The 25251-nt window shown below is 66.2% G+C and carries 19 protein-coding genes; 7 read left to right on the forward strand and 12 right to left on the reverse strand.

All coding sequences use genetic code 11. The annotated features are described in order from the left end of the window. The first annotated feature begins 464 nt into the window (after window positions 1-464). A complete protein-coding gene (locus ACEN98_RS06955) occupies window positions 465-2114 on the forward strand; it encodes a tetratricopeptide repeat protein (protein ID WP_413382933.1) in 1650 nt (549 codons plus the stop codon). Window positions 2115-2201: 87 nt separating this feature from the next. Here the strand turns inward: ACEN98_RS06955 and ACEN98_RS06960 are convergent, their stop codons facing one another. Both ACEN98_RS06960 and ACEN98_RS06965 read right to left on the reverse strand, forming a co-directional pair. Then, window positions 2202-2648 carry a potassium channel family protein gene (locus tag ACEN98_RS06960; protein ID WP_413382935.1) on the reverse strand — a complete coding sequence of 149 codons (447 nt, stop codon included), beginning with the start codon at window positions 2646-2648 and terminating at the stop codon, window positions 2202-2204. A gap of 118 nt (window positions 2649-2766) precedes the next feature. Next, window positions 2767-5184, reverse strand: coding sequence for an alginate lyase family protein (locus tag ACEN98_RS06965; RefSeq protein ID WP_413382937.1), 2418 nt, complete (start codon window positions 5182-5184; stop codon window positions 2767-2769). Window positions 5185-5536: 352 nt separating this feature from the next. On the opposite strand from ACEN98_RS06965, the gene ACEN98_RS06970 reads away from it, so the two are divergent. The 3 genes from ACEN98_RS06970 to ACEN98_RS06980 all read left to right on the forward strand — a co-directional run bounded on the left by ACEN98_RS06970 (window position 5537) and on the right by ACEN98_RS06980 (window position 8648). Further along, on the forward strand, window positions 5537-6415 hold the full coding sequence (locus ACEN98_RS06970; protein ID WP_413382939.1) for an NAD(P)-dependent oxidoreductase: 879 nt from the start codon (window positions 5537-5539) through the stop codon (window positions 6413-6415). A 176-nt stretch (window positions 6416-6591) separates the two neighbouring features. After that, complete coding sequence (locus ACEN98_RS06975) at window positions 6592-7239, forward strand: CCXG family PEP-CTERM protein (RefSeq protein WP_413382941.1); 648 nt, start codon at window positions 6592-6594, stop codon at window positions 7237-7239. Window positions 7240-7325: 86 nt separating this feature from the next. Beyond that, window positions 7326-8648 carry an amidohydrolase family protein gene (locus ACEN98_RS06980; RefSeq protein ID WP_413382943.1) on the forward strand — a complete coding sequence of 441 codons (1323 nt, stop codon included), beginning with the start codon at window positions 7326-7328 and terminating at the stop codon, window positions 8646-8648. On the opposite strand, the gene aqpZ (ACEN98_RS06985) is transcribed toward ACEN98_RS06980, so the two are convergent. Both aqpZ (ACEN98_RS06985) and aqpZ (ACEN98_RS06990) read right to left on the reverse strand, forming a co-directional pair. Continuing rightward, window positions 8649-9395: an aquaporin Z gene (gene aqpZ, locus ACEN98_RS06985; protein ID WP_413382945.1), complete on the reverse strand. Its 747-nt coding sequence runs from the start codon at window positions 9393-9395 to the stop codon at window positions 8649-8651. It lies immediately after the preceding gene. Window positions 9396-9529: 134 nt separating this feature from the next. After that, window positions 9530-10258: an aquaporin Z gene (gene aqpZ / locus ACEN98_RS06990; RefSeq protein WP_413382947.1), complete on the reverse strand. Its 729-nt coding sequence runs from the start codon at window positions 10256-10258 to the stop codon at window positions 9530-9532. A 158-nt stretch (window positions 10259-10416) separates the two neighbouring features. On the opposite strand from aqpZ (ACEN98_RS06990), the gene ACEN98_RS06995 reads away from it, so the two are divergent. Next, entirely contained in the window at window positions 10417-12030 is a 1614-nt protein-coding gene (locus ACEN98_RS06995) for a DUF4139 domain-containing protein (protein ID WP_413382949.1), read from the forward strand. On the opposite strand, the gene ACEN98_RS07000 is transcribed toward ACEN98_RS06995, so the two are convergent. The 8 genes from ACEN98_RS07000 to ACEN98_RS07035 form a co-directional block, all read right to left on the reverse strand. Continuing rightward, window positions 12031-15591 (reverse strand): pectinesterase family protein, encoded by a 3561-nt coding sequence (locus ACEN98_RS07000; protein ID WP_413382951.1) that lies wholly within the window; start codon window positions 15589-15591, stop codon window positions 12031-12033. A gap of 25 nt (window positions 15592-15616) precedes the next feature. Next, window positions 15617-16162: a PEP-CTERM sorting domain-containing protein gene (locus ACEN98_RS07005; RefSeq protein ID WP_413382953.1), complete on the reverse strand. Its 546-nt coding sequence runs from the start codon at window positions 16160-16162 to the stop codon at window positions 15617-15619. 309 nt (window positions 16163-16471) lie between these two features. Next, window positions 16472-18706: an NADP-dependent isocitrate dehydrogenase gene (locus tag ACEN98_RS07010; RefSeq protein WP_413382955.1), complete on the reverse strand. Its 2235-nt coding sequence runs from the start codon at window positions 18704-18706 to the stop codon at window positions 16472-16474. Between the two features lie 249 nt (window positions 18707-18955). After that, a complete protein-coding gene (locus tag ACEN98_RS07015) occupies window positions 18956-19744 on the reverse strand; it encodes a LytR/AlgR family response regulator transcription factor (protein WP_413385958.1) in 789 nt (262 codons plus the stop codon). Between the two features lie 29 nt (window positions 19745-19773). Next, window positions 19774-20883, reverse strand: a complete 1110-nt coding sequence (locus tag ACEN98_RS07020; RefSeq protein ID WP_413382957.1) for a sensor histidine kinase — start codon at window positions 20881-20883, stop codon at window positions 19774-19776. Between the two features lie 12 nt (window positions 20884-20895). Continuing rightward, complete coding sequence (locus tag ACEN98_RS07025) at window positions 20896-21201, reverse strand: hypothetical protein (RefSeq protein ID WP_413382959.1); 306 nt, start codon at window positions 21199-21201, stop codon at window positions 20896-20898. A gap of 192 nt (window positions 21202-21393) precedes the next feature. Then, the gene (locus ACEN98_RS07030) at window positions 21394-21579 is read right to left on the reverse strand and encodes a hypothetical protein (RefSeq protein ID WP_413382961.1); all 186 of its coding nucleotides are present in this window, start codon (window positions 21577-21579) and stop codon (window positions 21394-21396) included. A gap of 134 nt (window positions 21580-21713) precedes the next feature. After that, window positions 21714-22367, reverse strand: coding sequence for a TetR/AcrR family transcriptional regulator (locus ACEN98_RS07035; protein WP_413382963.1), 654 nt, complete (start codon window positions 22365-22367; stop codon window positions 21714-21716). 123 nt (window positions 22368-22490) lie between these two features. On the opposite strand from ACEN98_RS07035, the gene ACEN98_RS07040 reads away from it, so the two are divergent. Together ACEN98_RS07040 and ACEN98_RS07045 are read left to right on the forward strand one after the other, a co-directional pair. Next, a complete protein-coding gene (locus ACEN98_RS07040; RefSeq protein ID WP_413382965.1) occupies window positions 22491-23627 on the forward strand; it encodes an HlyD family secretion protein in 1137 nt (378 codons plus the stop codon). 13 nt (window positions 23628-23640) lie between these two features. Then, window positions 23641-25251, forward strand: coding sequence for a DHA2 family efflux MFS transporter permease subunit (locus tag ACEN98_RS07045; RefSeq protein ID WP_413382967.1), 1611 nt, complete (start codon window positions 23641-23643; stop codon window positions 25249-25251).

Raw genomic sequence — 25251 nt, forward strand, 5'->3', positions numbered from 1 at the left:
TGAGCAGCGCAGCGGTCAGACTGGTTCGAGCAAACATCCTGGAGTTTTTTTTCATCGGTAGCCTTCATTAATGAACATCCAAACGGCGCGCCGATGGCGCGCCCCGACAATGTCACGTTCAAGGGCATACCGGGCGTCCCCGTCGCCTTGCCCGCAGCCTCGCCGCGAGGCGAGGCGAGGCGAAGTGTTTTGTTCGAGCGTCAAACTATTAAATTATCGCAGTCATATTGCCGTACGGCAATAGATTTACGTATGTATATGGATGAATGTGGCATTAATTTAACATTAACGCCGACTGGCATGCAGTTCATCTTGCAGTCGTGTGTCTTGTCGTGGGAATGTGCGCATTTCTACCGGCCGGCCATCTGCTATGTTGGTTGTCGCTGTCCGTCCCCACTCAAAAAAGAAAGACGCGCATGGCCAACTGCAAACACGTCGTTTCCTTGCTCGCGGCAATCGCGCTCATGCCTGCGCATGCATCCGGGAGCGAGCCCGCGAAGGTTGTCGTCAGGGGCAGGCACGATCCGTCCACGGTCGTCGTCAAGGGTGTGCGCGATCCGTCGGCATGGTTCCGGATCGAGAGCCAGCACCTGATCGTGTATTCGAACGACGACCCGGATGACGTCATCGAACTGGTCAACAATCTGGAGCGGCTCGACGCCGTGCTGCGCCTGTACCTGAAGCCGTTCCTGGACGGGCGGGAGGCGCTGCCCAAGCTCACGCTGTACTTCCAGGCCCGGCCGGACCTGCCGCCGGAGATCGGCGCGGTCGACGGCTCCACCACCAGCCTGACCAGCCGCTGCGCATCCGGGACGCTCGCGTTCACGTTCGGCCAGGCGAAGAGCTGGAAGCTGGACAATGCGTCGCTGCTTCGTCCGGAAGACGATTACACGCTGATGACGAACTTCGTCGTGTACGCGGACACGTTCCTGTACCGCCATACCCGCATCCGCGCGCCCGCATGGTTCCTTACCGGCTTCGATGCGTATTTCGGCGGCATGCGCTTCACCGACGACCAGATGCTGGTCGGCCGCGATGCGGGCACCTCCTACAACCTGCTACAGGAGATCGACGAGGGCCGGACCAGGCGGCTGCGGTTCGACGACGTCCTGCACGACCGAACGGTGCCCGGGATGTTCAAGGTCGGCACGAACGGGTATTACCGGCAATGGGAATTTCTCGCCCGCTCGTTCAACCTCGTGCACTACATGCTGTCGTCCGAGGAGAACCGCAATAAGATGGGTAAGTATCTCGAACGGGTCAACGAAGGCAGCGATTCCGCCGACGCGTTTGCCGACGTCTTCGGCTTGTCGGGACAAGAGCTCGACGTCGCGATGTGGCGTTACCGCCAGGCGTCCATGAAAATCCTGCAGGTCGAGGTGCCCGACCTGCCCCGGGCCCATATCGAATTCACCCGCCTGAGCCGCATCGAGGCCGGGTTCGTGCTCGACAACGCCGCGCTGAAGACGTGTCCCGCGCCCGCCGCCGGCAAGACCTTGCTGGCGCGCGTGCAGCAGAAGGCGGCGCAGGCGCCCGCCGTCGATTTCGCCCAGATCACGCTCGCCCGTGCCCAGGTCGAATGGGGCGATCCGCTCGATGCCATCGCCTACCTGACGCGCGCCGTCGGGAACGATCCGTACGACCCCGAGCCGCAGTATCTGCTGGGCCTCGCTCATGCGAAGCTGGCGGACCGCGCTGGCCCCGACAGGCAGGACCAGCTGGCGGCGGCGCGCGCGAGCCTGACCGAAGCCGCCCTGCTGGCGCCGGAAGCGCCCGACGTGTCGTATGCGCTGTTCCGCATCGCGCTCATGGACACGGCGCCGGCCGACAAGGAGATCGGCAGGGCGATCGACGCATGGCGCCACGGGCACGACGTCGTCGCGTTCGCGCGCGCGGCCGCGCTGGCCCATGCATGGCTGGGCGATGCCGCCGGCGCGTACCAGGTGTTCAATACGCTGGCGCGCAACAAGTGGGATCCGGAAAACGCCGCGTGGGCCACGCGCTGGCTCGCCAGACTGGAGAAGGGCGTGCCGCGGGATGAACTACTGGTGGCGATGCGCGGCGAGCGGACGGCGGTGCCCGGCGCCCTGTCGTGGATGCACGATCGCCGCTAAGTGTGTAACAGCGCATCACCCCGGCGGCACGACAGTCTTTATGCTTGTCGTCTTGCGACTCGCCCATGATGCCGTTGATTTGCAGAATCAATGCTTTGGCCGGCGACGCCCGGTGTCATCCCACAACCGCTCCATCGACAAATACGTGTACGACGCCGTCCACCCGATCAGCAGCATCCCGTTCAGCGCCTGCATGCCCGCCAGCAGGCGCAGGTCGCCGTGCGGCAGCACGTCGCCGTAGCCCAGCGTCGTGTAGGTCTCGGCCGAAAAATACAGGCAGCGCGTGAACGGCAGCGGGCCGGGGTCGCCCATGTGGCCGACGCCGAAGCGCGTCGCCAGCAGGTAGTAGGCGAGGCCGTACAGCAGGATTTCGATGAAGTGCGCGCCGAACGCGCCGACGATCACGAACACGAGCCGCATGCGCGGCGGGATGCGCAATGCGGGCAGCGCGGCCGTCATCAGGCGCAGCACCTCGTAGTGGATCACGGTCGTGGCGATCAGCAGGAACGCGCAGGCGGTGATGGCGATGCCCATGCTCGGACTTTCCGGGACGATGTTCGATGCAAGGGAGCATAGCAAAGGTCGGCGCTACGCGATGAAAAGACCGGGACTGCGCGTCCCGGTCTTCTTTAAGCAGGACGCCTGCCGCGTCTCACGGCTTCGCCGCAAACAGCCCGAGCTCCGACAGCGCCGTCGAGGCGGTATCGCCATTATTGGCCGTGATGTTGAGCCGGTACCAGCGATACGCGCCTCCCCCCGCGACCGGGTAGCTTTTCGGCTGGAGACGGTTGGCGAACACCTGGTTGCTTTGCGCGTCGAGCGTCGTCCAGCCGACGCCGTCGTTGGAGCCCTGGAACTGCCAGTCCTTCGGATCGCGCGGGGCCATGTCGCTGGCGCTGATGACGGTGTAGCGCAGGACTGTCTCCGTGTGGCCCAGGTCGTACTTCAGCCACCCGGTCGGGGCCCCGTAGAGCCATTTCGTCGCCGAGTTCCGGTCGAAGGCCAGTCCGGCGTTGGCCGCGTTGTTGGCGCCGTCGGTGGCACTGCCGCCGGTGGCCACGTTCGTCAGCGGATGCACCGGCGTGACGCTGTCCTCGGGAGAATTGGCGCTCGTGCCGGCGCTGTTGGCCGCCGTGACGGTGTAGTAGTAGGTCATGCCGTTGCTCACCGAATTATCCGTGTAGCTGCCGTCCGTGACGCCCGAAGCGATGGTCGTGTAGGGGCCGCCGCTGAACGTGGCGCGCTTGACCGTGTAACTGGTGGCACCGAAGGACTGTTGCCAGCGCAGCGGAACGGCCCCGTCGCCGGGTTCGGCCAGCAGCGTGGCGGGCGCGGCCGGGATGACGGCCGGCGCGCCACCATTCCCGCCCGTGACCTGGACGTTGCTGAAGGTGGAGGTGTTCAGCGTGCCGTTGGCATGCGAGACGACCGCCAGGCCGGCATAGATCGTGGCGGGCAGCGTGCCGTCGATGCGGCCGACGTCGGTGGCGGCCCAGTTGGTGCCGTCGGGCGACACGTAGCCGGTGATCATGTTGCCGATGCGCTCGAGCTTCACCCAGTAAGAGGGCACGGTGTTCGCGATGGGCAGGGCCTTGTTGCCATAGTTCGTGCCGCCGTAAACAGAGAGGTTCGGCATGTTCTGTTCGACCTTGACCTGGTTCGTCACGAGCATCGTGGCGCGCGGCGCTCCCTGGGCCAGGCCGGTGCGCATCATCACGCCCGCCTTGGCGTACGGGCTGGTGTTCTGGATCGTCTCGACTTTCGCGATGATCGCGCCGTCGCCGGTGAGGGCCTTGTAGGCGAAGTGGCCGCCATCGGCCGTGCCCCAGCTGTCGGCGCCTGCGCCCACCACGGTCCATTTACCGTTGGCGTACGAGGACGTGCCGGCCGGGGTGCTGTTTCCGATATCGATATCATTCAAGCCCGAAGTGATCGAGGCCGTCGCGGGAATGGCGAGCGCCGGCGCGGGCGCGGCCGTCGAGGTGTCGACCTCCTTCATGAACATGAAGCTGGTGCTGTCCACCGGCATCCACAGGCGCCGCTGCGCGATGTAGGGGGCAGGCCTGCCCTTGCGGACCGCGTAGGCGCCATGGATCACATTGAGCGCGATGTTCCCGCCGCCCCATCCGCGGTTCGTGTTGTCGGCGATGTAGTAGGCGTCGGTGGTGCCGAACGGGAGGAACGGCGTCGGCGCGAGCTCGTTCACCCGTGCGAAATATTCGCCTGCCGCCAGCAGGCGCTCGTCGAGATCGGCATAGACGTCGATACCCTGTTTCCACAGCGCTTCGGCGAGCATGGACAGCGACAACAGCTGGCCATGGGCGTGCCCCTGGTCGCGCAAGGAATCGCCGAGCATGCCGATGTCGTTGGAACTGCGCAGGCCGATGTGGGCGAGGGTGCGCGTCTGGGCAACGACCTGGTTCAGCAACGCGGTGTCGTCATTGAAGATGGCCATCAATCCGAGCGCGTTCAGGGCCAGCGCGCCCTTGTTGGCGGCGCCGAACATGTTTTCGCCGTAAGGGTTCGACGCCGGAATCAGGACATTGGCGAAATATGCCTTGACCGTGGCCGTGTCGCTGGCCGTCCAGCCCGACCAGGTGCCGCGCAGGATGTCCGCGCCGCCCACGAACCTGTAAGCGTAGTCGCCCAGGTCGAGCATCGACTCGCCGCCCGAGAACGCCGTCTGGTTGGTCGCCCACGCGATCAGGATATCGTGCGCTTTCTTCGCGTAGGCGTCGTTGCCGGTGAAATACCACATCCGCGACAGATTCCAGACAGCGATCATGTCGTTACGCCATGGCCAGAGATTCACGTCGGGGCTGCGGCTCACGGTCGCGAACGGACCCGCCATGACGTAGGTGGACTGCGATTTGCCATCGGCCTTCAATTGGTCATAGCCGGACTTCCATGGCTGCCTGCCCTGGTCGACGTAGGACTTGAGCGTCGCGAGATCGGACACGGTGAGCGGCGCGCCCGGATGCGTGAAACCGATGACCTGCGCCGCGCCATGACCCGGCAGCGCGGCGGTGCTTGCCAGGAACAGTGTCGCGAGGATGTGTCGGATGCCCATAAACTCTTCTCCAGAACTGATTTTCATCGGTACCCCTTCATGAGTGAACATCATTAACCGGCGACACCTCAGCCTCGCGACATCGTGCGCCGGGACTGTCACGTTCAAGGGCGTACCGGGCGTCCCCGTCGCCTTGCCCGTGGTCTCGCAAAACTGCGAGATATTGATTGAGCAACAACATCTATATGGCTGAGTTATGGTGGATATGTATATAGAGTTATAATGGTTAACGATAACATAAACAGGCGTGGAGATTGTTCTGTTGAACGCGCGTGTTGCGACGTCGTCAGCCTCATGCTGGTTTAATATCGGTTTGGCCCATAGCGGGCAGACACTCGAATAAGGAACACGCATGAGCATCGCATTCATCGGCCTGGGCAGCATGGGCCACCACATGGCGGCCAACCTGCTGAAGTCCGGCCAGCCCGTCCACGTCTGGAACCGCAGCCCCGCACCCGTGCAGGCGCTGGCGGCGCTTGGCGCGAAGCCGGCCGCGACGCCCGCCGAGTGCGGCATCGCCGACGTCGTCTTCACCATGCTCGCGGACGACGACGCGACGCGCGCCGTGCTGCTGGACGGCGGCGTGCTGGCCGCGATGGCGCCCGGCAGCATCCACGTCAATATGTCCACCGTCTCCGTCGCGTTCGCGCGCGAGATGGCGGCGCTGCACGTCGAGCGCGGCGTCGGCTATGTCGCCGCGCCGGTGCTGGGCCGCGTGGACGTCGCGGCAGCGGGCAACCTGAACATCCTCGCCGGCGGCAGCGACGAATTGATCGCGCGCGTGCAGCCCCTGTTCGACCTGATGGGACAAAAGACGTGGCGCTTCGGCAGCGAGCCGGAACAGGCGAATGCGATCAAGCTCGCGTGCAACCTGATGCTCGCCTGCGCGATCGAAGCGACGGGCGAGGGCGCCGCGCTGGCGCGTGCCCACGGCGTGCCGGCCGCGGATTTCATTGACCTCGTCACCAGCACGCTGTTCGCCGGTTCGCCCGTGTACAAGGGCTATGGCGGAATGATCGCCGGGGAGCGCTATTCGCCGGCCGGCTTCAAACTGTCGCTGGGCCTGAAGGATGTGCGCCTCGCGCTGGAGGCGGGGCAGGGCAAGGGCTTGCCGCTGGCATTCGGCGAGACGTTGAAGTCGACCCTGCAGGATGCCGTCGCGCAGGGCGATGCCGATCTCGATCTGGCCGCGCTGGGCAAGCACGCGGCGCGGCGGGGCGGATTGAACTGATCACAAAAAGTTCGCGGCAACCGATTGGCAGCGTGGCGTCATGGACGAAGGCCGGTCATGTTGCGTCGTATTGACGCTAAGTAATAAATAAACAACAAAGATTCCTTTTTGTAATGACAAAGTTCTTTTTGGAATGATATATTGATCTAAGTTAGACAAAATTAAGGAAATCTGCGATGAACGCGCGCTCCCGACTCGCCCTTGCCCTGCTTGCCAGCTTCGCCCTCAATGCCAACGCCAGCGTCATTACCGTACAGGTGGCGACCACGTCGCCCGCGGCACAGGCAAACGCGGCTGCATACAAGCTGGCCGTGGATGCCGCCATCGCCAATCCCGCCGCGTACAAGGGCAGCAAGTCCGTCGCAGTGTACGACAACCTGGCGGTCAAGAACTACTTCGGCGGGATCAGCAATTACGCCTTCGAGTCCACGATCGATTTCGGCGTCACCGCAGCGCAGGCCGGCACGTGGAACTTCCGCACCGGCGTCGATTTCGGCTTCGGCGGCGCCCTGTTCGTCGACGGCGTTGCCCTCGCCTACAACACGCACGACATGTGGTGGGCCAACACCTACGGCGCGGCGAACGGCAGCCTGCAGGGCGCGCTCAATCTTGCGGCGGGCAACCACGTCCTGAAGATCTACGGCATCGAAGACTGCTGCGACGGCGCCATGCAGGCCCAGTTCAAGGCCGCGAATGCCGCCGCCTACGCCACGTTCGCCAGCACCGACCAGCTGAACGCCGTGCCGGAACCGGCCGGCATCGCGACGTTCGGCCTGGGTGCCGGCGCCATCGCCTTCATTCGTCGCCGCCGCAAGCAGGCGTGATATGCCGCGGTGCGGCATGCGATCACGTTGTTAATGGGAGTCCCTGGGCGTAACATCGGCGCTTTCCTACCGATGAGCTGCCCACAATGACAATACCAACCCGCATCCTCACCGCCGTCCTCTCCCTCCTGGCCATTAACGCCTGCGCGGCCGACGCCGCACCGGCGACCTCACACACCGTCGTCCTGCGCGCCGCGCGCATGTTCGACGGCGCCAGCGGCAAGCTCGTCGAGCATCCCCAGCTGACCATCGTCGGTAACAAGATCGTCCGCATCGCACAAGTCGACAAGGCGGACGTGCCGGTCGGCGCCGAGGTCATCGACCTGGGCGACGCGACCCTGCTGCCGGGCTTCATCGACGCCCACGTGCACCTGTCCGGCCAGGGCAGCGACAACTGGTACGGCGACTTCTTCGACAACATGATGCGCTTCCCGGCGGAGCAGGCGCTGTACGGCGCCTATTACGCGCGCATCACGCTCGAGGCGGGTTTCACGTCCGTACGCGACGTCGGCTCGACGGACTGGGTCGCGCTTGGCCTGCGCAACGCCATCGACGCGGGCAAGGTGCCGGGGCCGCGCATGCTCGTGTCGAACTATGCGGTCGGCTCCACCGGCGGCCATGCGGACCAGGACCCGATTCCGCCGCATAAACTGCCGCTGGCCGGGCCGCTGCAGGGCGTGTGCAACGGGCCGGAAGAGTGTCGCGCCGCAGTGCGCTACCAGATCAAGTACGGCGCCAACGTCATCAAGTTCATGCCGTCGGGCGGCGTGCTGTCGCTGTCGGATCCCGTCGATGCACCGGAGCTGTCGCAGGACGAAATGAATGCCGTGATCGGCGAGTCGCACGCGTGGGGCCGCAAGGTCGCGGCGCATGCGCATGGCGACAAGGCGGCGAAGATGGCGGTGGCGGCCGGCGTCGATTCGATCGAGCACGGCAGCTTCATCGAGGACGACACGCTGCGCGCGATGAAGGCGAAAAACGTCTATCTCGTGCCGACGATCTCCGCCATCGCGCACGTCGAGGAAAAGATCGCCACTTTCCCGCCCGTGATCGCGGAAAAGGGCCGCGCCGCCGCGGCGCACCTGCGCCAGACGTTCCGCCACGCCGTGCAGATCGGCGTGCCGATCGCGCTCGGGACGGACGCCGGCGTCGGCGCGCACGGCACGAATGCGCGCGAATTCCGCTACATGGTCGAGAACGGGCTGACGCCCGCGCAGTCGCTGCTGGCCGGTACCGCCAACGCGGCTCGCCTGCTGGGCACGTTTGAGCGCGTCGGCACGCTGGAAGCGGGCAAGCTGGCGGACGTGGTGGCCGTTCCCGGCAATCCCATCGCCGACATCACGGTCACCGAGCGGCCGGTGTTCGTGATGAAGGATGGGATCGTCGTACGCAGGAACGCCGCACGCTGATCAGCGATGGGCCGGCCGCAGCCCTACGTCCGGCTGGCCCTCCACCGCAGGCTCGGACACCTCGCGTTCCAGCACGGCGCGGTACAACATGCCGGCCAATGCACCGCCCAGCAGCGGCGCGAGCCAGAACAGCCACAACTGCGCGAGCGCCCAGGTGCCGGCGAACAGCGCGGGCCCCGTGCTGCGGGCAGGATTGACGGACGTGTTGGTCACGGGGATGCTGATCAGGTGGATCAGCGTCAGCGCCAGCCCGATCGCGAGGCCGGCAAACCCGACCGGCGCCCGCGTGTGCGTCGCGCCGAGAATGATCAGTACGAACATGAACGTCATGACCACTTCGGTGATCAGCGCCGACCCCAGCGAGTAGTTGTCGGGCGAGTGCGCGCCATAGCCGTTGGCGGCGAAGCCGGCCGCCGCATCGAAGCCCGGCTTGCCGCTCGCGATGGCGTACAGGACGGCCGCCGCTGCGATTGCCCCGGCCACCTGCACGAGGATGTACGGGCCGATCTGGCGGGCGGGGAAGCGGCCGCCCGCCCAGAGACCGACGGTCACGGCCGGATTGAAGTGGCCGCCGGAGACCGGACCGAGCGCGTAGGCGCCTGTCAGCACGGTAAGCCCGAAGGCAAGCGCGACGCCGGTGAAGCCGATGCCGACGTCAGGGAATGTGGCGGCCAGCACGGCGCTGCCGCAGCCGCCCAGCACGAGCCAGAATGTGCCGATGAATTCGGCGAGACATTTACGATACATGGCAACCTCCCGAGATGAGGGCGCCACGTCACCGCGCCCGCGGGGCGTGACGCTTTCACCATTCTAGGTGCCGCGCGGCGGGCCGCCAGAAAAATCGTGCAGCAGCCCGCCTGTGCGCCGTGTGCGTCCGGCGTTCAGGTGCGGACCGGACGTCCTTCCACCGCCGGCTCGGTTTCGTCGCGTTCGAGCAGGATGCGGTACACCGCGCCGGCCAGCACGCCGCCCACCAGCGGCGCGAGCCAGAACAGCCACAGTTGCGCGACCGCCCAGCCGCCGACGAACAGCGCCTGGCCCGTGCTGCGGGCCGGGTTGACGGACGTGTTGGTGACGGGGATGCTGACGAGGTGGATGAGCGTCAGCGCCAGCCCGATCGCGAGACCGGCAAAGCCCACGGGCGCACGGGTATGCGTCGCGCCGAGGATGATCAGCACGAACATGAACGTCATCACGAGTTCCGTGACGAGGGCCGCGCCGAGCGAATAGCCGCCCGGCGAGTGTTCGCCATAGCCGTTCGACGCGAAGCCGCCCGCGAGGTCGAAGCCCGGCTTGCCGCTCGCGATCGCATACAGCACTGCTGCTGCCGCGATCGCGCCGCATACCTGCACGACGATGTACGGAACGATATTGCGCGCCGGGAAGCGGCCGCCCGCCCACAGGCCGACCGTGACGGCCGGATTGAAATGGCCGCCCGAGACGGGACCGAACGCATAAGCGCCGGTCAGCACGGTCAGGCCGAAGGCGAGCGAGACGCCCGCGAGGCCGATGCCGACGTCGGCGAATTTGGCGGCCAGCACGGCGCTGCCACAGCCGCCCAGCACGAGCCAGAACGTGCCGAGGAATTCGGCGAAACATTTACGAAACATGGTGTGATCTCCCGGAGAGTGAAGTGCGCGACTTGTCGCAAAAGAAATTGTACAACAACAACGTTGTCATAAGATGATAGTTGACATCGTTACATTTCGCGGCTTTTCCCACGGCGCCATTTGCTAAGCTCGGCGGGTTCAATCCCGAAGGAAACATCATGGAATTCAAGCAGGCATGGCCAGTCGGACTGGCATTCGCGATGACGACCGCCGCAGTGACGACCGCCGCGGTAGCGACCGCCGCGGCAACCGAAGCCCCCATCCAGAGCGTCACCTTGTACCCCGGCAGCGCCACGGTGGAGCGCGTCGCGCAGGTGGCGGCCGGCGCGACGCAGGTCGAGATCACGGGCCTGCCCGCCAACTTCGACAAGGACACCGTCCGGCTGCAGGCGGATGCCGGGATCCAGGTCGGGCAGGTCGTCACGCGCGACCAGGCGCGGGCCGACAGCCCGAGCGCGCGCGAGGCGGACCTCGAGGCGAAGGTACAGGCGCTGCAGGACCAGGTCGCCGCGATCGATGCGGACATCAAGTCGGCCCAGATCGTGCAAGGCTATCTCGAGAAGTTGGGCACGGGCGGCGACAAGCCCGCGCCGGTCGATGCGAAGAACCTGGCCGGCACGCTGGACGCGATCCGCAAGGGCGCCTTCGATGCGCTCGAGCGCGTGCGCAACGACGAGACGAAGAAGCGCGCGTTGACGAAGCAGCTCGACGCGGCCCAGCGCGAGCTCGCGCAGGCGCGCGCCGGCGCGCGTGCCGGCCGGACGATCACGGTGCAGGTGGCGGCCCGGCAGGGCGGAAAGATCGTGCTGACTTACCAGGTCAACCGCGCGGGCTGGAAGCCGGCGTACCGCGCCGCGCTGGATTCGAGCGCGTCCACCATCGACCTGGAACGGATGGCGACCATTTCGCAAAAGACGGGCGAGGACTGGACCAATGTGAAGCTGCGCCTGTCGACCGGTCAGCCGAGCCTCGTCGTGTCCGCGCCCGATCCGATGCCGTGGCTGCTGGATTACCAGCCGCCCACCGAGAATATCGTCGCCCCCACCACTGCCATGTTCCGCGCCATGCCGGCACCGGCACCCGCGGCGCCCCCGTCACCGCCCGCCGCCAGGGCGGACGATTACATCGCCCCCATCCTGGAATCGCAGGGAAATTTCACGACCGAGTTCGAGGTGCCGGCCCGCGTCACCCTGGCATCGGACGGCCGCGAGATCGCCGTCAGCCTGTCGCGGCAGACCCTGAAGGCGGAGCAGCGCGTCCTGGTCGCGCCGCGGAGCGGCAATGATGCGGCGGTCCTGACGGCGCAGGCGGCGCGGCCCGACGGCGTCTGGCTGCCCGGCCAGGTACAGCTGCAGCGCGACGGCACCTATGTCGGCGCGCTGCGCTGGGACCCGCAGGCGGGCGAGCGCTTCCGGCTGGCGTTCGGGCGCGACCCGCTCGTGCGCGTGAAGGTCGAGGACCGCGACCGCAAGTCGGGCCAGACGGGCTTCTTCAACGGCGCCAACCAGCGCCGCATCGCGCAGACGTATGTCGTGACGAGCACCCATCGCCAGCCGATCGACGTGCTGGTGCTCGAACCGACGCCCGTCAGCGAATCGGACAAGGTGACCGTCAAGACGGCCCTGCGTCCGGAGCCGGACGTCCGCGACTGGGAGCAGCGGCGCGGACTGGTCGGCTGGACGCGCACGCTGAAGCCGAACGAGACGGCCAGGTTCGACGTCGACTACGTCATCGATTATCCGAAAGAGGGCTACGTGCAGGGCTTGCCCTGATCACGGCTGCGGGTTCCACCCCGCGCCGCCGCCGTAGGCCGCAAAGACCCTGGCGCGCGTCGCGAAACGGTTCGCCACGTCCGCATCGGACAGCACGTAGCCGCCCACGCGCGTGCGCAGGTCGAGCGGCGTGCCGGCCAGCGTCGTGCTGCCGTACTCGCGCCAGCCCGCGTCCGCGCTCGCCACGGCCGGATTCGGCGCCGGCTGGTTATTGACACCCTGGCCCGCCCAGCCGGCCGGCGCCACGTGGGCATCCATCCGGCAGTTCACGAAGGCGACGTTGTCCCACGTGCCCGTCGTGCCGGGGCTGCGCGCCAGATACGTCGCGCCGGCCGGCACGTCGCCGTGGTTCGGGCCGGGGCCGGGGCCGTGCGTCAGCGCGCTGTTCAGGAAGACGTAGCCGATGTCCGTCGCCACGGGCACGCGCGCCTGCAGCACGTAGCCGCCGCTCGATGCGTTCGCACTGTCGCCCACGCTGCGGATCTCGCTGTTCTCGAACAGGGCCGCGTGGCTGCCGCCCCAGATGAAGTCGACGTTGCCCGCGACGAGCGTGTCGTAGAACCACGCCCAGCCCTTCAGGTTCAGCGTGTCCTGCTCGCTCGTGAAGTTCGCGTGCTTCGCGACGAGGCGCGTGTCGCTGTTGAAGTACAGCGTCTCCGCCTGGCCCGAGATCGAGGCCGAACGGAGCGTCGTGTTGTCGATCGTGAGCGTGTCGAGCACCAGCATGTCCGCGTTCTCGACCAGCATCACCGCGCGTCCTCCCGCCGGCGAGCCGGCGACCGTCGGCGCCTGGCTCGACCCGGTGCCCGGGTTCAGCGTCTCGTTGTTCGTGTAGCGGATCACGACGCCGTCGCGGCTCTCTCCCTTCAGCGTGACGTTGTCCTTGCCGTTCAGGTACAGCAGCTCGTCGTAGGTGCCGTTCTTCACGGCGATCGTCACCGGCGCCGTCTTCGCGAAGTTCTGCATCGCGTAGTTCAGCGCGCCCTGCACGGTGCGGAAATCGGCGCTGCCGTCGTCGTCCACGGTGACGTTGCTCGAGGTCGGCGCGGCCGCCTTCGTCGTGAACGACCAGCCACCGAGCTTGCCGATGCCGACGAACGGCAGGCCGCCCAGCGTGGTATTCGTGAACACGCCGTCGGCGATTGCGACATAGTATTCCGTGCCCCAGGCGAGCTTGCCCGAGTGCGGCGCGATGCGTACCGTGTCGCCGTCGATGCGGATCGGCGCCGTGTTCACGCGCCGCACGAGCGCCTGGCCGGGGTAGCCCAGTGCATCCGTTTCGCCGCTCGTGCGGATCACGTCGACCAGGGCATCGTCGGCCTTGCCGAAGATGCGGATGCTGCCGTTGGCGCCCAGCGTGGGCGGGCTGTCGAACGTCAGTGTCAACACCGTGTCGACGTTGACGGCGCCCGCCTGCGCGGCCGGGCTGCTGGCGCCCTGCAGCGGATACGTCTGGGTCGGCTGGACGAATTGGGCGCCGATGGTCGCCGCGATCGTGCGCGTGAGGCCCGGTTCGGAGCCGCTCGTGAACACGATGCTGGCGGCGCCGGCGGACAGCGGCGTCAGGGTGACCGTGTTGCCGTTCATGTTCGCGCTGACCACGGCCGGATTGCTGGACGCGACGGTAAAACTGTCGGCCGTGCCGTCTGCCGTGACGGCGGTGACGGCGACATGCAAAGGCGCGTCGCCCGCTTCGGCCGTGTAAGTCGTCGCGGCCGGATCGAGCGTCAACTGCACGGGTTTCTGGCGCGGGTCGCCCACGCGCACGTCGTCGACCTGGAACGATTTATTGGCCGTGTACAGGCCGATCAGGCCGCGCTGCGCGAACGACGCGTCGGTCACGCTGCCGAGGTTCTTCCCGTCCAGGTAGACCGTGAGCGTGGTGCCGATCATCTCGAAACGGACCGTGTAGAACTGGGCATCCATCGCGATCGGCATCTTGACCTGTTTCGGGCGGCTGAGCGTCCCGTTCAGCATGCGCGCGATCTCGACCTGGGTGCTCGTCGTGCTGTTCTGGACGTTCAGGCCCGCGCCATACCAGTTGGCCGCATCGACGTAGCGCGCGACGAGGTACAGCTGTTTGTTGCCGGTCGTGCCGTTGGCCATCGGGCGGATGCGCGCTTCCACGTAATAGTCGTTCGATGGTACGCCGCCGAACGCGTCCGGCTTCACGAGCGCGAGCACGCCGCCCGTCGTCGCGGCCGTGTACTGCAGCACCTTGCTGGCGCTGCCCGCGGCTTCTTCCGTCACGCCGAACGTGCCGTTCGGGCCGGAGGTCGGCGTAGATAAGGGCAGCAAATTCCACTTGGCCGTGCTGCCGGACTGGAAATCGTCGCAGAAGTACAGGCCGGTGGCGGGGCAGTTCAGGGTGGGCCCCGTGTCGATGGTGGTTTTACCTGTGCCGGTGATCGCCGTCGCCAGCTTGCCGCCACCGGCCTGCGCCAGCGCATTCGCCTTGACCAGCGCGGCGGGGCGGGGTGTGTAGGCATACGGCGGGGTCCACGTCGTCGCGCTGGACACGGCGCATGCACCCAGCGCCGCGCCGTTCAGCAGGGAGCCGGTGTCCTTGAAGGTGCCGGCCGTGGCGTCGCCGGGATTCCTCACCACGCTGTCGCAGCCGCTGGCGCCCGCGATCTCGAACACGTTCGCGTTCGACAGGATCTTCGCATTCGCGCCGGGGCCCACGCTGTAGCTGTTCTTGTACACGTCGGCCGTCTTGCTGCCCACGTAGTAGTTGTTGAAGAGGTGGACCTGGCCGAAACGCACGCGCGGCGCACGCGACTGGATCGCGCGGAACACGTTGTTGCTGAAGGTGACGCGCAGCTTGCCTTCGTCCGCCGTGGCGGTAGGACTGGAGCCGACCAGGTTGTTCTTGTCGTGCTCGCCGAACACGTTGTACGACACGGTCACGTAGTCGGACGCGTTGGTGATGTCGACGGCGCCGTCGTGGCACTGCTTCACGTGGCCGTTCTCGATCGGCAGGAAGTTGTCCGTGACCGGCGCGTCGGTGAACGAGTTGTGGTCGATCCACACGTGGTCCGAGCCGGAGATGCCGATGGCGTCATAGGCCGCGTTCCAGTTGCCGGTCGATCCGTCCGTCGGGTCCCACACGGGGCCGACGTCGCACGGGTTCTGGATCTTGAGGTTGCGGATGATGATCTGGCTGACGTTCGACAGGATGATGTGGCCGTTGACGAGGCCCGAATTCGCGCCGTCGCCGATCAGGGTCGTGTTGTTCTTGAGGCGGATCGCGCCGCGCGCCGACTGGTCGGCGGTGCTCGTGTACGGCTTCCCATCGGTCATGTCGACGAGGCCGGACAGCTTGATGATCTTGGGCGTCGTGCCGCCGTTGGCGATGGCCGCGAGCAGCTGCGCGCGGTTCGTCACGGTGTAGATCTGGTCGGTGGTGGCGTTGGCGCCGGCGATGGTGCCGCCGCCCTGGCTCGCCCAGCCGTCGGGCGGCGCGATGGCGCGGGCCGGATCGGTGGCGGCGGTGGCGCCATTGACGGTAAGGCAGAGCGCGGCGAGCGCGAGCGCCGCCCCGATACGTGCGTATCTCATGGATGTCTCCTTGGCAGACGGTGGCTCAGGCGCGGCGGCGGCTGAATGCGAGGCCGGCGGCGCCGGCCAGCAGCAGGGCGGGGACCGCGGGTTCGGGGACGTCCGCGGCACCGATCCGCGCCGTGATCGAACCGTAGTCGCCATGCCACGCGAGCCCGCCCAGGTCGACGGCGATGGTGTGGCCGTCGACGATGCTCAAACCGGGCACGCCGTCGGCCGCGCCGCCGTCCAGCAGCGTGAAGCTCGCGATGGCGGCGGGGAGCGTCGCGCCGAAGTCGAAGGTCAGCTCGTAGTCGCCGGTGGGGACGGGCATGTTCTCGTAGATCGTGAGCATGCCGTCCTTGGCGAAATCGAAGCCGAACAGGAAGTCGGCCGTGAGGAATTCGACGCCGCTGTCGGTCGGGTCGAGCGTGCTGGTGTTGCTGCCGGGTTCCTGGACGAACAGGTGGTCGAGTCCGAGGACGTCGGCCGCGCTGCCGTTGTAGGTGGCGGTGATGCGGGCGTCTTGCAGGGAAAGCGGTGCTGCCTGTGCCTGGCCGCTGGCAAGGGCTGCCAGGACCAGGGTCTCCAAGATTGTAGTCGTTTTCATTGTTATTCCCGATGAGCCATGGCGGTGCCTGGCCGGATGCCGGGCCGCCAGGTCGGGAAATGTTAGCACGGGAACATTTAAATTGGTCGGGCCAGTTGAATTAAATTTGGACCGGAGATGAAATTGGCTTGGCCAATTTAGACAGGTGCGTCGTGGGCTCGGGGAGCCCCCCCCTACGTGTTGGCGGCACCGTAGGATGGGCACCCCGTGCCCACCAACAAGCAAAAACCCCGGCCCGCATGACGCGGAACCGGGGTTTTTTCATCGGTGCTCACGCACCGTGCGGTGCTATCAGGCGCCGACGCTTTCCAGTGCCTTGTTGAACGTCGCGCTCGGACGCATCACGGCCTTGACCTTGGCATTGTCCGGCTTGTAGTAGCCGCCGATGTCGACCGGCTTGCCCTGGATCTCGATCAGCTCGGCCACGATCTTCTGCTCGTTCTCGGCCAGTTGCTTGGCGAGCGGCGCGAAGTAGGCGGCCAGTTCGGCGTCTTCCGTTTGCGCGGCCAGTTCCTGAGCCCAGAACATCGACAGGTAGAACTGGCTGCCGCGGTTGTCGAGTTCACCGGTCTTCGGCGACGGCGACTTGCGGTTGTCCAGCAGCTTGCCGGTGGCGGCGTCCAGCGTCTTGGCCAGCAGCTTGGCTTTCGCGTTGCCGGTCTTCAGGCCCAGGTCTTCGAGGCTGACGGCCAGCGCGAGGAATTCGCCCAGCGAGTCCCAGCGCAGGTGGTTTTCCTCGGTCAGCTGCTGCACGTGCTTCGGTGCCGAACCGCCGGCGCCCGTCTCGTACATGCCGCCGCCGGCCATCAGCGGGACGATCGACAGCATCTTGGCGCTGGTGCCCAGTTCCAGGATCGGGAACAGGTCGGTCAGGTAGTCGCGCAGGATGTTGCCGGTCACCGAGATGGTGTCCAGGCCGCGCCATGCGCGCTCCAGCGTGAAGCGCATCGCGCGCACCTGCGACATGATCTGGATGTCCAGGCCTTCCGTGTCGTGATCCTTCAGGTACGTCTTGACCTTCTTGATCAGTTCATTCTCGTGCGGACGGTACGGATCGAGCCAGAACACGGCCGGCATGCCCGAGTTGCGGGCGCGGGTGACGGCCAGCTTGACCCAGTCGCGGATCGGCGCGTCCTTCACCTGGCACATGCGCCAGATGTCGCCCTTCTCGACGTTCTGCGACAGCAGCACTTCGCCCGTCGCCAGGTCGGTGATGTTGGCGACGCCGTCTTCCTGCACTTCGAAGGTCTTGTCGTGCGAGCCGTATTCCTCGGCCTGCTGGGCCATCAGGCCGACGTTCGGGACGGTGCCCATCGTGCGCGGGTCGAAGGCGCCATGCCATTTGCAGAAGTTGATGATCTCCTGGTAGATGCGGGCGAACGTCGATTCCGGGATCACGGCCTTGACTTCCTTCAGGCGGCCGTCGGCGCCGTACATCTTGCCGCCGGCGCGGATCATTGCCGGCATCGATGCGTCGACGATCACGTCGTTCGGCGAGTGGAAGTTGGTGATGCCCTTGGCCGAGTCGACCATCGCCAGCGCCGGGCGATGTTCCTGGCACGCGTGGATGTCGCGGATGATTTCTTCGCGCTGCGAATCCGGCAGCTTGGCGATCTTGTTGTACAGGTCGGCCATGCCGTTGTTGACGTTCACGCCCAGTGCCGCCAGCGTCTCGCCGTGCTTCTCGAAGGCTTCCTTGTAGAAGGTGCGGACCGCGTGGCCGAACACGATCGGGTGCGAGACCTTCATCATGGTCGCCTTCACGTGCAGCGAGAACATCACGCCGGTCTTGTGCGCGTCTTCGATTTGCTGTTCGTAGAACTCGAGCAGGGCCTTGCGGCTCATGAACATCGAGTCGATGATCTCGCCGTCCAGCAGGGAGACCTTCGGTTTCAGCACGATGGTCTCGCCGCTCTTGGTGACCAGTTCCATCTTGACGTCGCGCGCGCGGTCGAGCGTCATCGACTTTTCGCCGTGGTAGAAGTCGCCGTGGGTCATGTGCGACACGTGCGTGCGCGACGCCTGCGACCATTCGCCCATCGAGTGCGGGTTCTTGCGGGCGTATTCCTTGACGGCCTTCGGCGCGCGGCGGTCCGAGTTACCTTCGCGCAGGACTGGGTTCACGGACGAGCCGATGCACTTGCCGTAGCGGGCCTTGATCTCTTTTTCCTCGTCCGTCTTCGGATCGGCCGGGTAGTCCGGGAGGTTGTAGCCCTTGCCCTGCAGTTCCTTGATGGCTGCCTGCAGCTGGCCCACCGATGCCGAGATGTTCGGCAGCTTGATGATGTTGGCGTCCGGTTGCAGCGTCTTCTTGCCGAGTTCCGACAGCGTGTCCGGCACGCGCTGGTCCGGCGGCAGGCGGTCGGCGAAGACCGCCAGGATACGCGCCGCGACGGAGATGTCGCTCTCTTCGATGCGGATGCCGGCGGGTTTGGCAAACGTCTCGACGACGGGCAGGAAGGCGTGGGTGGCCAGCAGGGGCGCCTCGTCGGTTAGGGTATAGATGATGGTCTGATCACTGCTCATACGCTGGTTCCTCGATGTGCGGGAGGGTTTGGAGTTCTAATACTAAAAAAACATCGGCTGTCCGGGCCACGCGCCAATGGTGGTGAACAGATCGAGGATCATACTCCGTCAAACATCGATCCGGCGGCCACAAACGTCGTATGTTGCCTTACGACTAAGTCTTATATAAGACATAGGACAGCCGCTATTATGCACGACCTTTTCGCAAAGGCGAAGCAGATCGTGAAAGGCCTTTTCGTAATGCGGGATTTACATCTGGCGGAACAGGTCGGCGTAGTTGCGGCTGACGACCAGTTGTTCGTCGCGGCCCTTCAGTTTCACCAGCAGCCGGCCGCGGAAGTCGGTGCGCGTGCCGGCCACGTGGCGCGCCGCGACGATCACGCCGCGGTGGATCTGCCAGAACTGCTGCGGGTCGAGCTGGTCGCGCAGCTGGCGCATCGGCGTGCGGATCAGGTGCTCGCCGTCGGCCACGAACACGCTCGTGTACTTGTCGTTGCTCTGGAAGTAAATGACTTCGTCGATGGCGATCAGCCGCGTTTCCTGGCCCTGCGCGGCGCGGATCCACTGCAGCGGCGCGGCCGGCGCGGGCGCGGCGGCGGGCGTGGAGGGCGCCATGCCGAGCTGGCGCAGCAGGCCGGCCAGCATGTCGGCCGATGGCGCCGCCGGTGCGGGGGCGGACAGCGCTTCCTTCAGGCGCAGGGCGGTGCGCTGCAGCCGCTCCAGGCGGATGGGTTTCAATAAATAATCGAACGCGGCGTGCTCGAAGGCCTGCAGCGCATACGCCTCGTGCGCGGTCGTGAACACGACGCGCGGCGCATTCTTCTCATCGACGAGGCGGGCCGCGAGATCGAGGCCGTTCAGGCCGGGCATCTGGATGTCGAGGAACAGGATGTCGGGCGCCAGCTCGTCCACGAGGCGCAGCGCTTCGATGCCGTTGCCGGCGCGGCCGGCGATGCGCAGTTCCGGCCATGCGATCGCCAGTTGTTCTTCGAGATAGGCCAGCAGGTGCGGTTCGTCGTCGGCAAGCAGGGCGCGGATGGGGTCGATGATGGCACCTCGGTAAAACGTTATGCAGGCAGGATCAGACGCGAGATGACGCCTCCGTCTTGATTTTCGAGCAATTGTACTTGAGCAAGATTCCCATGCAAGGTGCGCAGGCGCTCGCGCAAATTCGACAGGCCCACGCCGCCGCCCGGGCGGCGCGCTGCCGCCGTCAAGCCCGCCCCGTCGTCGGCCACTTCCACGCACCAACCCGCATCCGTCCGGCGCGCCCGCACGACGATCGTGCCGCCATCCACCTTCGGCTCGATGCCGTGCATGACGGCGTTTTCCACCAGCGGCTGGATCAGCATGGGCGCGATGGCGGCGGCGCGGCAGGCGTCGTCCACGTCGATGCGGTAGCGCAGCCGGGCGCCCATGCGGACCGTCAGCAGGTCGAGGTAGGCGCGCGCGAGGTCGATCTCGGCGCCCAGCGTGGCGTGCTCCGCGCGGCTGGCCGACAGGCTCGCGCGCAGGAAATCGATCAGGCGCTCGAGCATGTGGCGGGCCCGGACCGGATCGGAACCGATCAGGCTCACGACGTTGGCCAGCGTGTTGTACAGGAAGTGCGGTTCGATCTGGGCCTGCAGGGTGCGCAGCTGCGCTTCCGCGAGCAGGCGCGCGGCCTCGGCGATTTGCTCCTGCTGGCGCGCCGCCTCGATCTCGCGCGCGACGCGGCGCTCGCCGGCCGTGAGCACGCCGGCCATCAGCAGCGCGACCACGATGGCGCCCGGCAGGTAGCGCGCCATCAGGCCCGTGTGCAGCAGTGCGTCGAAGGTGCTGCGTCCGCCGAGCACGGCGTCCGTGACGGCCAAGCCGAGCAGGGCGCAACACGCCGTCAGCAGCACCCTGGCGGCCCGCATCGCCGTGCTGTTCCGTCCGGGCGCGACGCGGCGCAGCAGGTGCACCACGCCGTGGATGAGGAAGCCGATCACGTTCGACGCGAACAGCATTTCGGTCAGCAGCGTGGCGACCGGCGCGCGGCTGCCGAACAGCAGGGCCACGCACGTCAGCGCGACGCCGACGATGCCGTTCCACACGAACGTGTAGACGAGGTTGCGCAGCGGCGAAGGGCGCCAGCGCCGGAAGGGCGCGAACCATTCCAGCGGGTGCATCGAGGGCGTGGCGGGTGTGGTCATGGTGTTCCTGTCTCAAGCAGCCTGAAAGTTACCATGGAAGCAATGCGGCGTGCGATAAGGCAGCCGGGCCTGCGCCACCGGGGCCCCTCGGCCACGCGCGTCGTGGAACACGAGCGTCGTGCCGGCCTTGTCGGCCTTCGCCTGCTCCGCGCGGACCGGGTGCTTGAGGAAGGCGTCGGCGTTGCCGTACAGGGCGACCATGACCTGGCCCGACGTCGACTTGACATTGTCGACGTGGACGACGAGATCGGCGGCATGCGTAACCTGCGCGGCGAACGGAGTGGCGAGGGCCAGGGTCGGCAGGGCGGTGCGGATCATGATGGGCTCCAGTGTCGTTGTTGGTAAACGCACTGTAGCCAGGGGCGTCATCGCGCGGGGGGCGATGCGACGATATGCGGTGGAGGGGCGTGAAATGCGGCGTTGTGTCGCGAAACGTAGGGCGGGCTCCCCGAGCCCGCGCGTAACGCCAACAAACCGCATGCGTCACGCGTGGGCACGTGCCCACCCCATTCAGCGATATGCAGTCCAGGCCTGCGGAATCTCGATACTGCCGCTCTGTGCGGCATCCGCATACGCGCGCATCTCGGCGACGACGGCCTCGAGCTGCTCATTGCTCGGGTTGGCGAGGAAGCCCTTCATGCGCTCGTGCAGCGCGGCCTGCTGGTCGCGCCATTCGTAACGGGACGACTTGCTCATGCACCCTCCTTGCGGCGAACTGCCGTCTTGCTATTTGTATTGTTGTTCATGACATCCTCCTTCAAAGACCACAGGCTACTTGTTCCCACCGATTAGGTCGGTGCGATGACGCACATTGTCTTTGCTAAAAGGAATTAAGTTCTTTGCGGCAGGATGCTGTAATAAAACAATTCGAGCCGGCCTTCGAGGTCGCGCTTCGCCTTTTCCTGGTCGACGACGTGCTGCGGGCGCATGAGGTTCATGAACATTTCGCCCGTGATGGTGCTCATCAGGTGGCAGGGCAACAGGTCGAGCGGCAGGCCGGGACGCAGTTGAGCGCGGATGTCCGGGCGGGCGAAGAAGCGGGCCAGCATCTCGCGCGTCATGCGCGGGCCGCTGTTCCAGAATGCCTCGGCCAGTTCCGGATTCGTCGGCGCCTCGGCCAGCACGATGCGCTGCAGGTCGATCGCTTCCTGCGACGTGATCAGTGCGTACATCTGGTGCGCGAAGTTGTCGATGATGTCGCGCAGCGGACGGGTATCCGTCTCCATCGGCTGGCTGCGGAAGAAGCGGTGGCGCTTGGCGGCCAGCACGGCGGCCAGCAGGCCTTCCTTGCCGCCGAATTTCACATAGATCGTGCGCACCGCGACGTGCGCCGCGCGGGCGATCGATTCGAGGCTCGTCTTCGTATAGCCATTCTTGAGAAACAGGGTGCCCGCGATATGCAGCAACTCCTGCGTGCGCGCCTCGACGTCGGCGGCCTTGGGCCGGCCCGCGCCCTTGCCGGGGCATTCGGATGCGTCATGCATATGTTTGTCCATGGGCTCCATGCTAGTGGAATCTCTAATGAAATGCAACCGTTTCATTTCTTGACTTTGGCAAAAACTTGTCGAATAATGCGATGGACTAATTTCATTTCTTTCGGAGCTAACATGCCTGATACGCAAACCACGGTCGACCACAAGCCGGCCGCAGCCGTCCCACCGGCACCGGCCAACGCCGCCAAGGGGCCTCCGAAGCGCGTGCTGATCGTGGTGGGCCTGATCGCCGCCGCCGCGCTGGCCGCCGGCGGCCGCATGTGGTACCGCAGCCATAACTTCGTCGAGACCGAAAATGCCTACGTCACGGGCCACGTGCACCCGGTGTCGTCGCGCATCCCGGGCGTGGTGACCAAGGTGCTGTTCGAGGATAACCAGGTCATCAAGGCCGGCGACGTGCTGGCCGAGCTGGACCCGGCCGACCAGGGCGTGAAGGTCGAGCAGATCCAGGCCCAGATCGCCAGCGTGCAGCAGCAGATCGTGCAGGCCGACGCCGCCATCCAGCAGGCCAGGGCGCAGGCCTCGGCCGCCCGGGCGCAGGTCGTGCAGGCCCAGGCCAACCTCGTGCGCGCCAAACAGGACGCCGAGCGCTACGGCCAGCTGTACAACACGCAGATGAAGGCTGTCTCGAAAGCGGAAGTCGATGCCGCCACGGCCGCCCGCGCGGGTGCCACGGCCGACGTCACGGCCCGCCGCGACAACGCCAGCGCCGCCCAGGCCCAGATCGCCGCCGCCACGTCGGCCCGTGGCGTGCTCGAGGCGCAGGTGAAAGTGCTGGAGGCGCAGCTGAAGGACGCCCGGCAGCAGCTCGGCTACAACCGCATCGTGTCGCCGGTGTCCGGCCGCATCGGCAAGCGCAGCGTGGAAGTCGGCGCGCGCGTGCAGCCGGGCCAGCAGCTGGCCGCCATCGTGCAGGACGACGTGTGGGTCGTCGCCAACTTCAAGGAAACGCAGCTGCCGGGCATCGTGCCGGGCCAGCAGGTCAGCATCGAAGTGGACGCGCTGCCGAAGCACGAACTGGTCGGCCGCGTGGACAGCTTCGCGCCGGCGTCGGGCAACCAGTTCGCGCTGCTGCCGGCCGATAACGCGACCGGCAACTTCACCAAGATCGTCCAGCGCGTGCCCGTGAAGATCACGTTCGCGCCGGAAGACCTCAAGAAGTACGCGGGCCGCCTCGTGCCGGGCATGTCGACTGTCGTCGAGATCGACCTGCGCCAAAAGGCGACGCAACAGCAAGCTGCCGCCAAATAACCGAGGAACCGTGATGTCCACGACGATCACCAAACCGATGGCGCCGCACGCGCCGCCGGGAGCACCTGCAAATGGTGCGCGCATCGACGCGCGCACGTGGATCGCGGTGCTGGCCGGCATGCTGGGCGCCTTCATGGCGGTGCTCGACATCCAGATCACCAACTCTTCGCTGCGCGACATCCTCGGTACGCTGTCGGCCACGCAGGAAGAGGGCTCGTGGATCTCGACCGCCTACCTGTGCGCCGAGATCGTGGTGATCCCGATGACGGCGCTGTTCGTGCGCGCCCTCGGCCAGCGCCGCTACCTGATGCTCACGACGGCGCTGTTCCTCGTGTTCTCCACGCTGTGCGGCGCGGCCTGGAGCCTGTCCAGCATGATCGTGTTCCGCATGATGCAGGGCTTCACGGGCGGCGCGCTGATCCCGATGGCGATGACCCTCGTGATGACGCGCCTGCCCCCGGCCAAGCGCGCGGTCGGCATGGCGATGTTCGGCCTGACCGCCACCCTGGCGCCCGCGATGGGCCCCACGCTGGGCGGCTACCTGACCGAGTTGTACGGCTGGCCGTCGATCTTCTACATCAACTGGGTGCCGGGCGTGCTCCTGATCGCCGGCATGTACTGGGGCATCGACCGCGAGCCCATGGACCTGAAGGCGCTGGTCAAGGCCGACTGGCTCGGCATCGCGTTCATGGCGGTGGGCCTCGCGAGCCTGACGATCTTCCTGGAAGAGGGCAATTCGAAGGACTGGTTCGAGTCCGGCTTCATCATCACGTTCGCGTCGCTGGCGCTGGTCGGTATCCTCGGCTGGATCGTGATCGGCTTTTCGCGGCCGGAGCCGTTCGTCAACCTGCGCCTGTACGGCCAGCGCAACTTCCTCGTCGCGACGGTGCTGTCGGCCGTGATCGGCATGGGCCTGTACGGCTCGTCGTTCCTGCTGCCGCTGTTCCTGGGACAGATCGCGGGCTACTCGCCGATGCAGATCGGTGAAGTGATCGCGTGGGTCGGCCTGCCGCAGCTGTTCGTGATGCCGTTCGTGGCGCGCCTGTCGCAGAAGATCGACAACCGCATCCTGTGCTCGTTCGGCCTCGGCCTGTTCGGTGTGTCGTGCCTGATGAACGCGTACATGGATGCCAGCACGGGCTACGACCAGCTGATGCTGTCGCAGATCATCCGCGCGCTGGGCCAGCCGTTCGTGATGCTGACGCTGTCGAACTTCGCCATGGCCGGCATCCCGCCGAAGGACATGACGTCGGCATCGAGCCTGTTCAACATGACCCGCAACCTGGGCGGCTCGGTCGGCATCGCCCTGCTGGCAACGGCCCTGACGAACCGCGAGCACTTCCACTCGGAGCGCCTGGGCGAGTCGGTCTCGCTCGTATCCGCCGCCACGCAGGCCCGCCTCGACGCGCTGACGCAATCGTTCCTCGCCAAGGGCTTCGACCCGGCGACGGCGGCCCAGCAGGCCATCGGCGCCATCGACCGCATCGTGCGGCGCGAGTCGTTCGTGATGGCCTACAACGACGGCTTCTTCATCGTCGGCATGATCCTGCTCGTGGCGATCATTCCGCTGTGGTTCTCGGACAAGCTCAAGTCGCCCAGCGGCGGCGGTGGCGGTGGCCACTGA

The sequence above is a fragment of the Massilia sp. CT11-137 genome (assembly GCF_047302885.1).
In the GTDB taxonomy this organism is placed as follows: domain Bacteria; phylum Pseudomonadota; class Gammaproteobacteria; order Burkholderiales; family Burkholderiaceae_D; genus Telluria; species Telluria orientalis.

Excerpts from the sequence above, each read along its gene's own strand:
- ACEN98_RS06970 (WP_413382939.1), top strand. The coding sequence starts at position 5,537 with ATGAGCATCGCATTCATCGGCCTGGGCAGCATGGGCCACCACATGGCG.
- ACEN98_RS07030 (WP_413382961.1), bottom strand. The coding sequence starts at position 21,579 with ATGAGCAAGTCGTCCCGTTACGAATGGCGCGACCAGCAGGCCGCGCTG.
- ACEN98_RS07020 (WP_413382957.1), bottom strand. The coding sequence starts at position 20,883 with ATGACCACACCCGCCACGCCCTCGATGCACCCGCTGGAATGGTTCGCG.
- aqpZ (WP_413382947.1), bottom strand. The coding sequence starts at position 10,258 with ATGTTTCGTAAATGTTTCGCCGAATTCCTCGGCACGTTCTGGCTCGTG.
- ACEN98_RS06995 (WP_413382949.1), top strand. The coding sequence starts at position 10,417 with ATGGAATTCAAGCAGGCATGGCCAGTCGGACTGGCATTCGCGATGACG.
- ACEN98_RS06975 (WP_413382941.1), top strand. The coding sequence starts at position 6,592 with ATGAACGCGCGCTCCCGACTCGCCCTTGCCCTGCTTGCCAGCTTCGCC.
- ACEN98_RS06980 (WP_413382943.1), top strand. The coding sequence starts at position 7,326 with ATGACAATACCAACCCGCATCCTCACCGCCGTCCTCTCCCTCCTGGCC.
- ACEN98_RS06965 (WP_413382937.1), bottom strand. The coding sequence starts at position 5,184 with ATGGGCATCCGACACATCCTCGCGACACTGTTCCTGGCAAGCACCGCC.
- ACEN98_RS07035 (WP_413382963.1), bottom strand. The coding sequence starts at position 22,367 with ATGCATGACGCATCCGAATGCCCCGGCAAGGGCGCGGGCCGGCCCAAG.
- ACEN98_RS07040 (WP_413382965.1), top strand. The coding sequence starts at position 22,491 with ATGCCTGATACGCAAACCACGGTCGACCACAAGCCGGCCGCAGCCGTC.
- aqpZ (WP_413382945.1), bottom strand. The coding sequence starts at position 9,395 with ATGTATCGTAAATGTCTCGCCGAATTCATCGGCACATTCTGGCTCGTG.
- ACEN98_RS06955 (WP_413382933.1), top strand. The coding sequence starts at position 465 with ATGCCTGCGCATGCATCCGGGAGCGAGCCCGCGAAGGTTGTCGTCAGG.
- ACEN98_RS06960 (WP_413382935.1), bottom strand. The coding sequence starts at position 2,648 with ATGGGCATCGCCATCACCGCCTGCGCGTTCCTGCTGATCGCCACGACC.
- ACEN98_RS07000 (WP_413382951.1), bottom strand. The coding sequence starts at position 15,591 with ATGAGATACGCACGTATCGGGGCGGCGCTCGCGCTCGCCGCGCTCTGC.
- ACEN98_RS07025 (WP_413382959.1), bottom strand. The coding sequence starts at position 21,201 with ATGATCCGCACCGCCCTGCCGACCCTGGCCCTCGCCACTCCGTTCGCC.
- ACEN98_RS07010 (WP_413382955.1), bottom strand. The coding sequence starts at position 18,706 with ATGAGCAGTGATCAGACCATCATCTATACCCTAACCGACGAGGCGCCC.
- ACEN98_RS07045 (WP_413382967.1), top strand. The coding sequence starts at position 23,641 with ATGTCCACGACGATCACCAAACCGATGGCGCCGCACGCGCCGCCGGGA.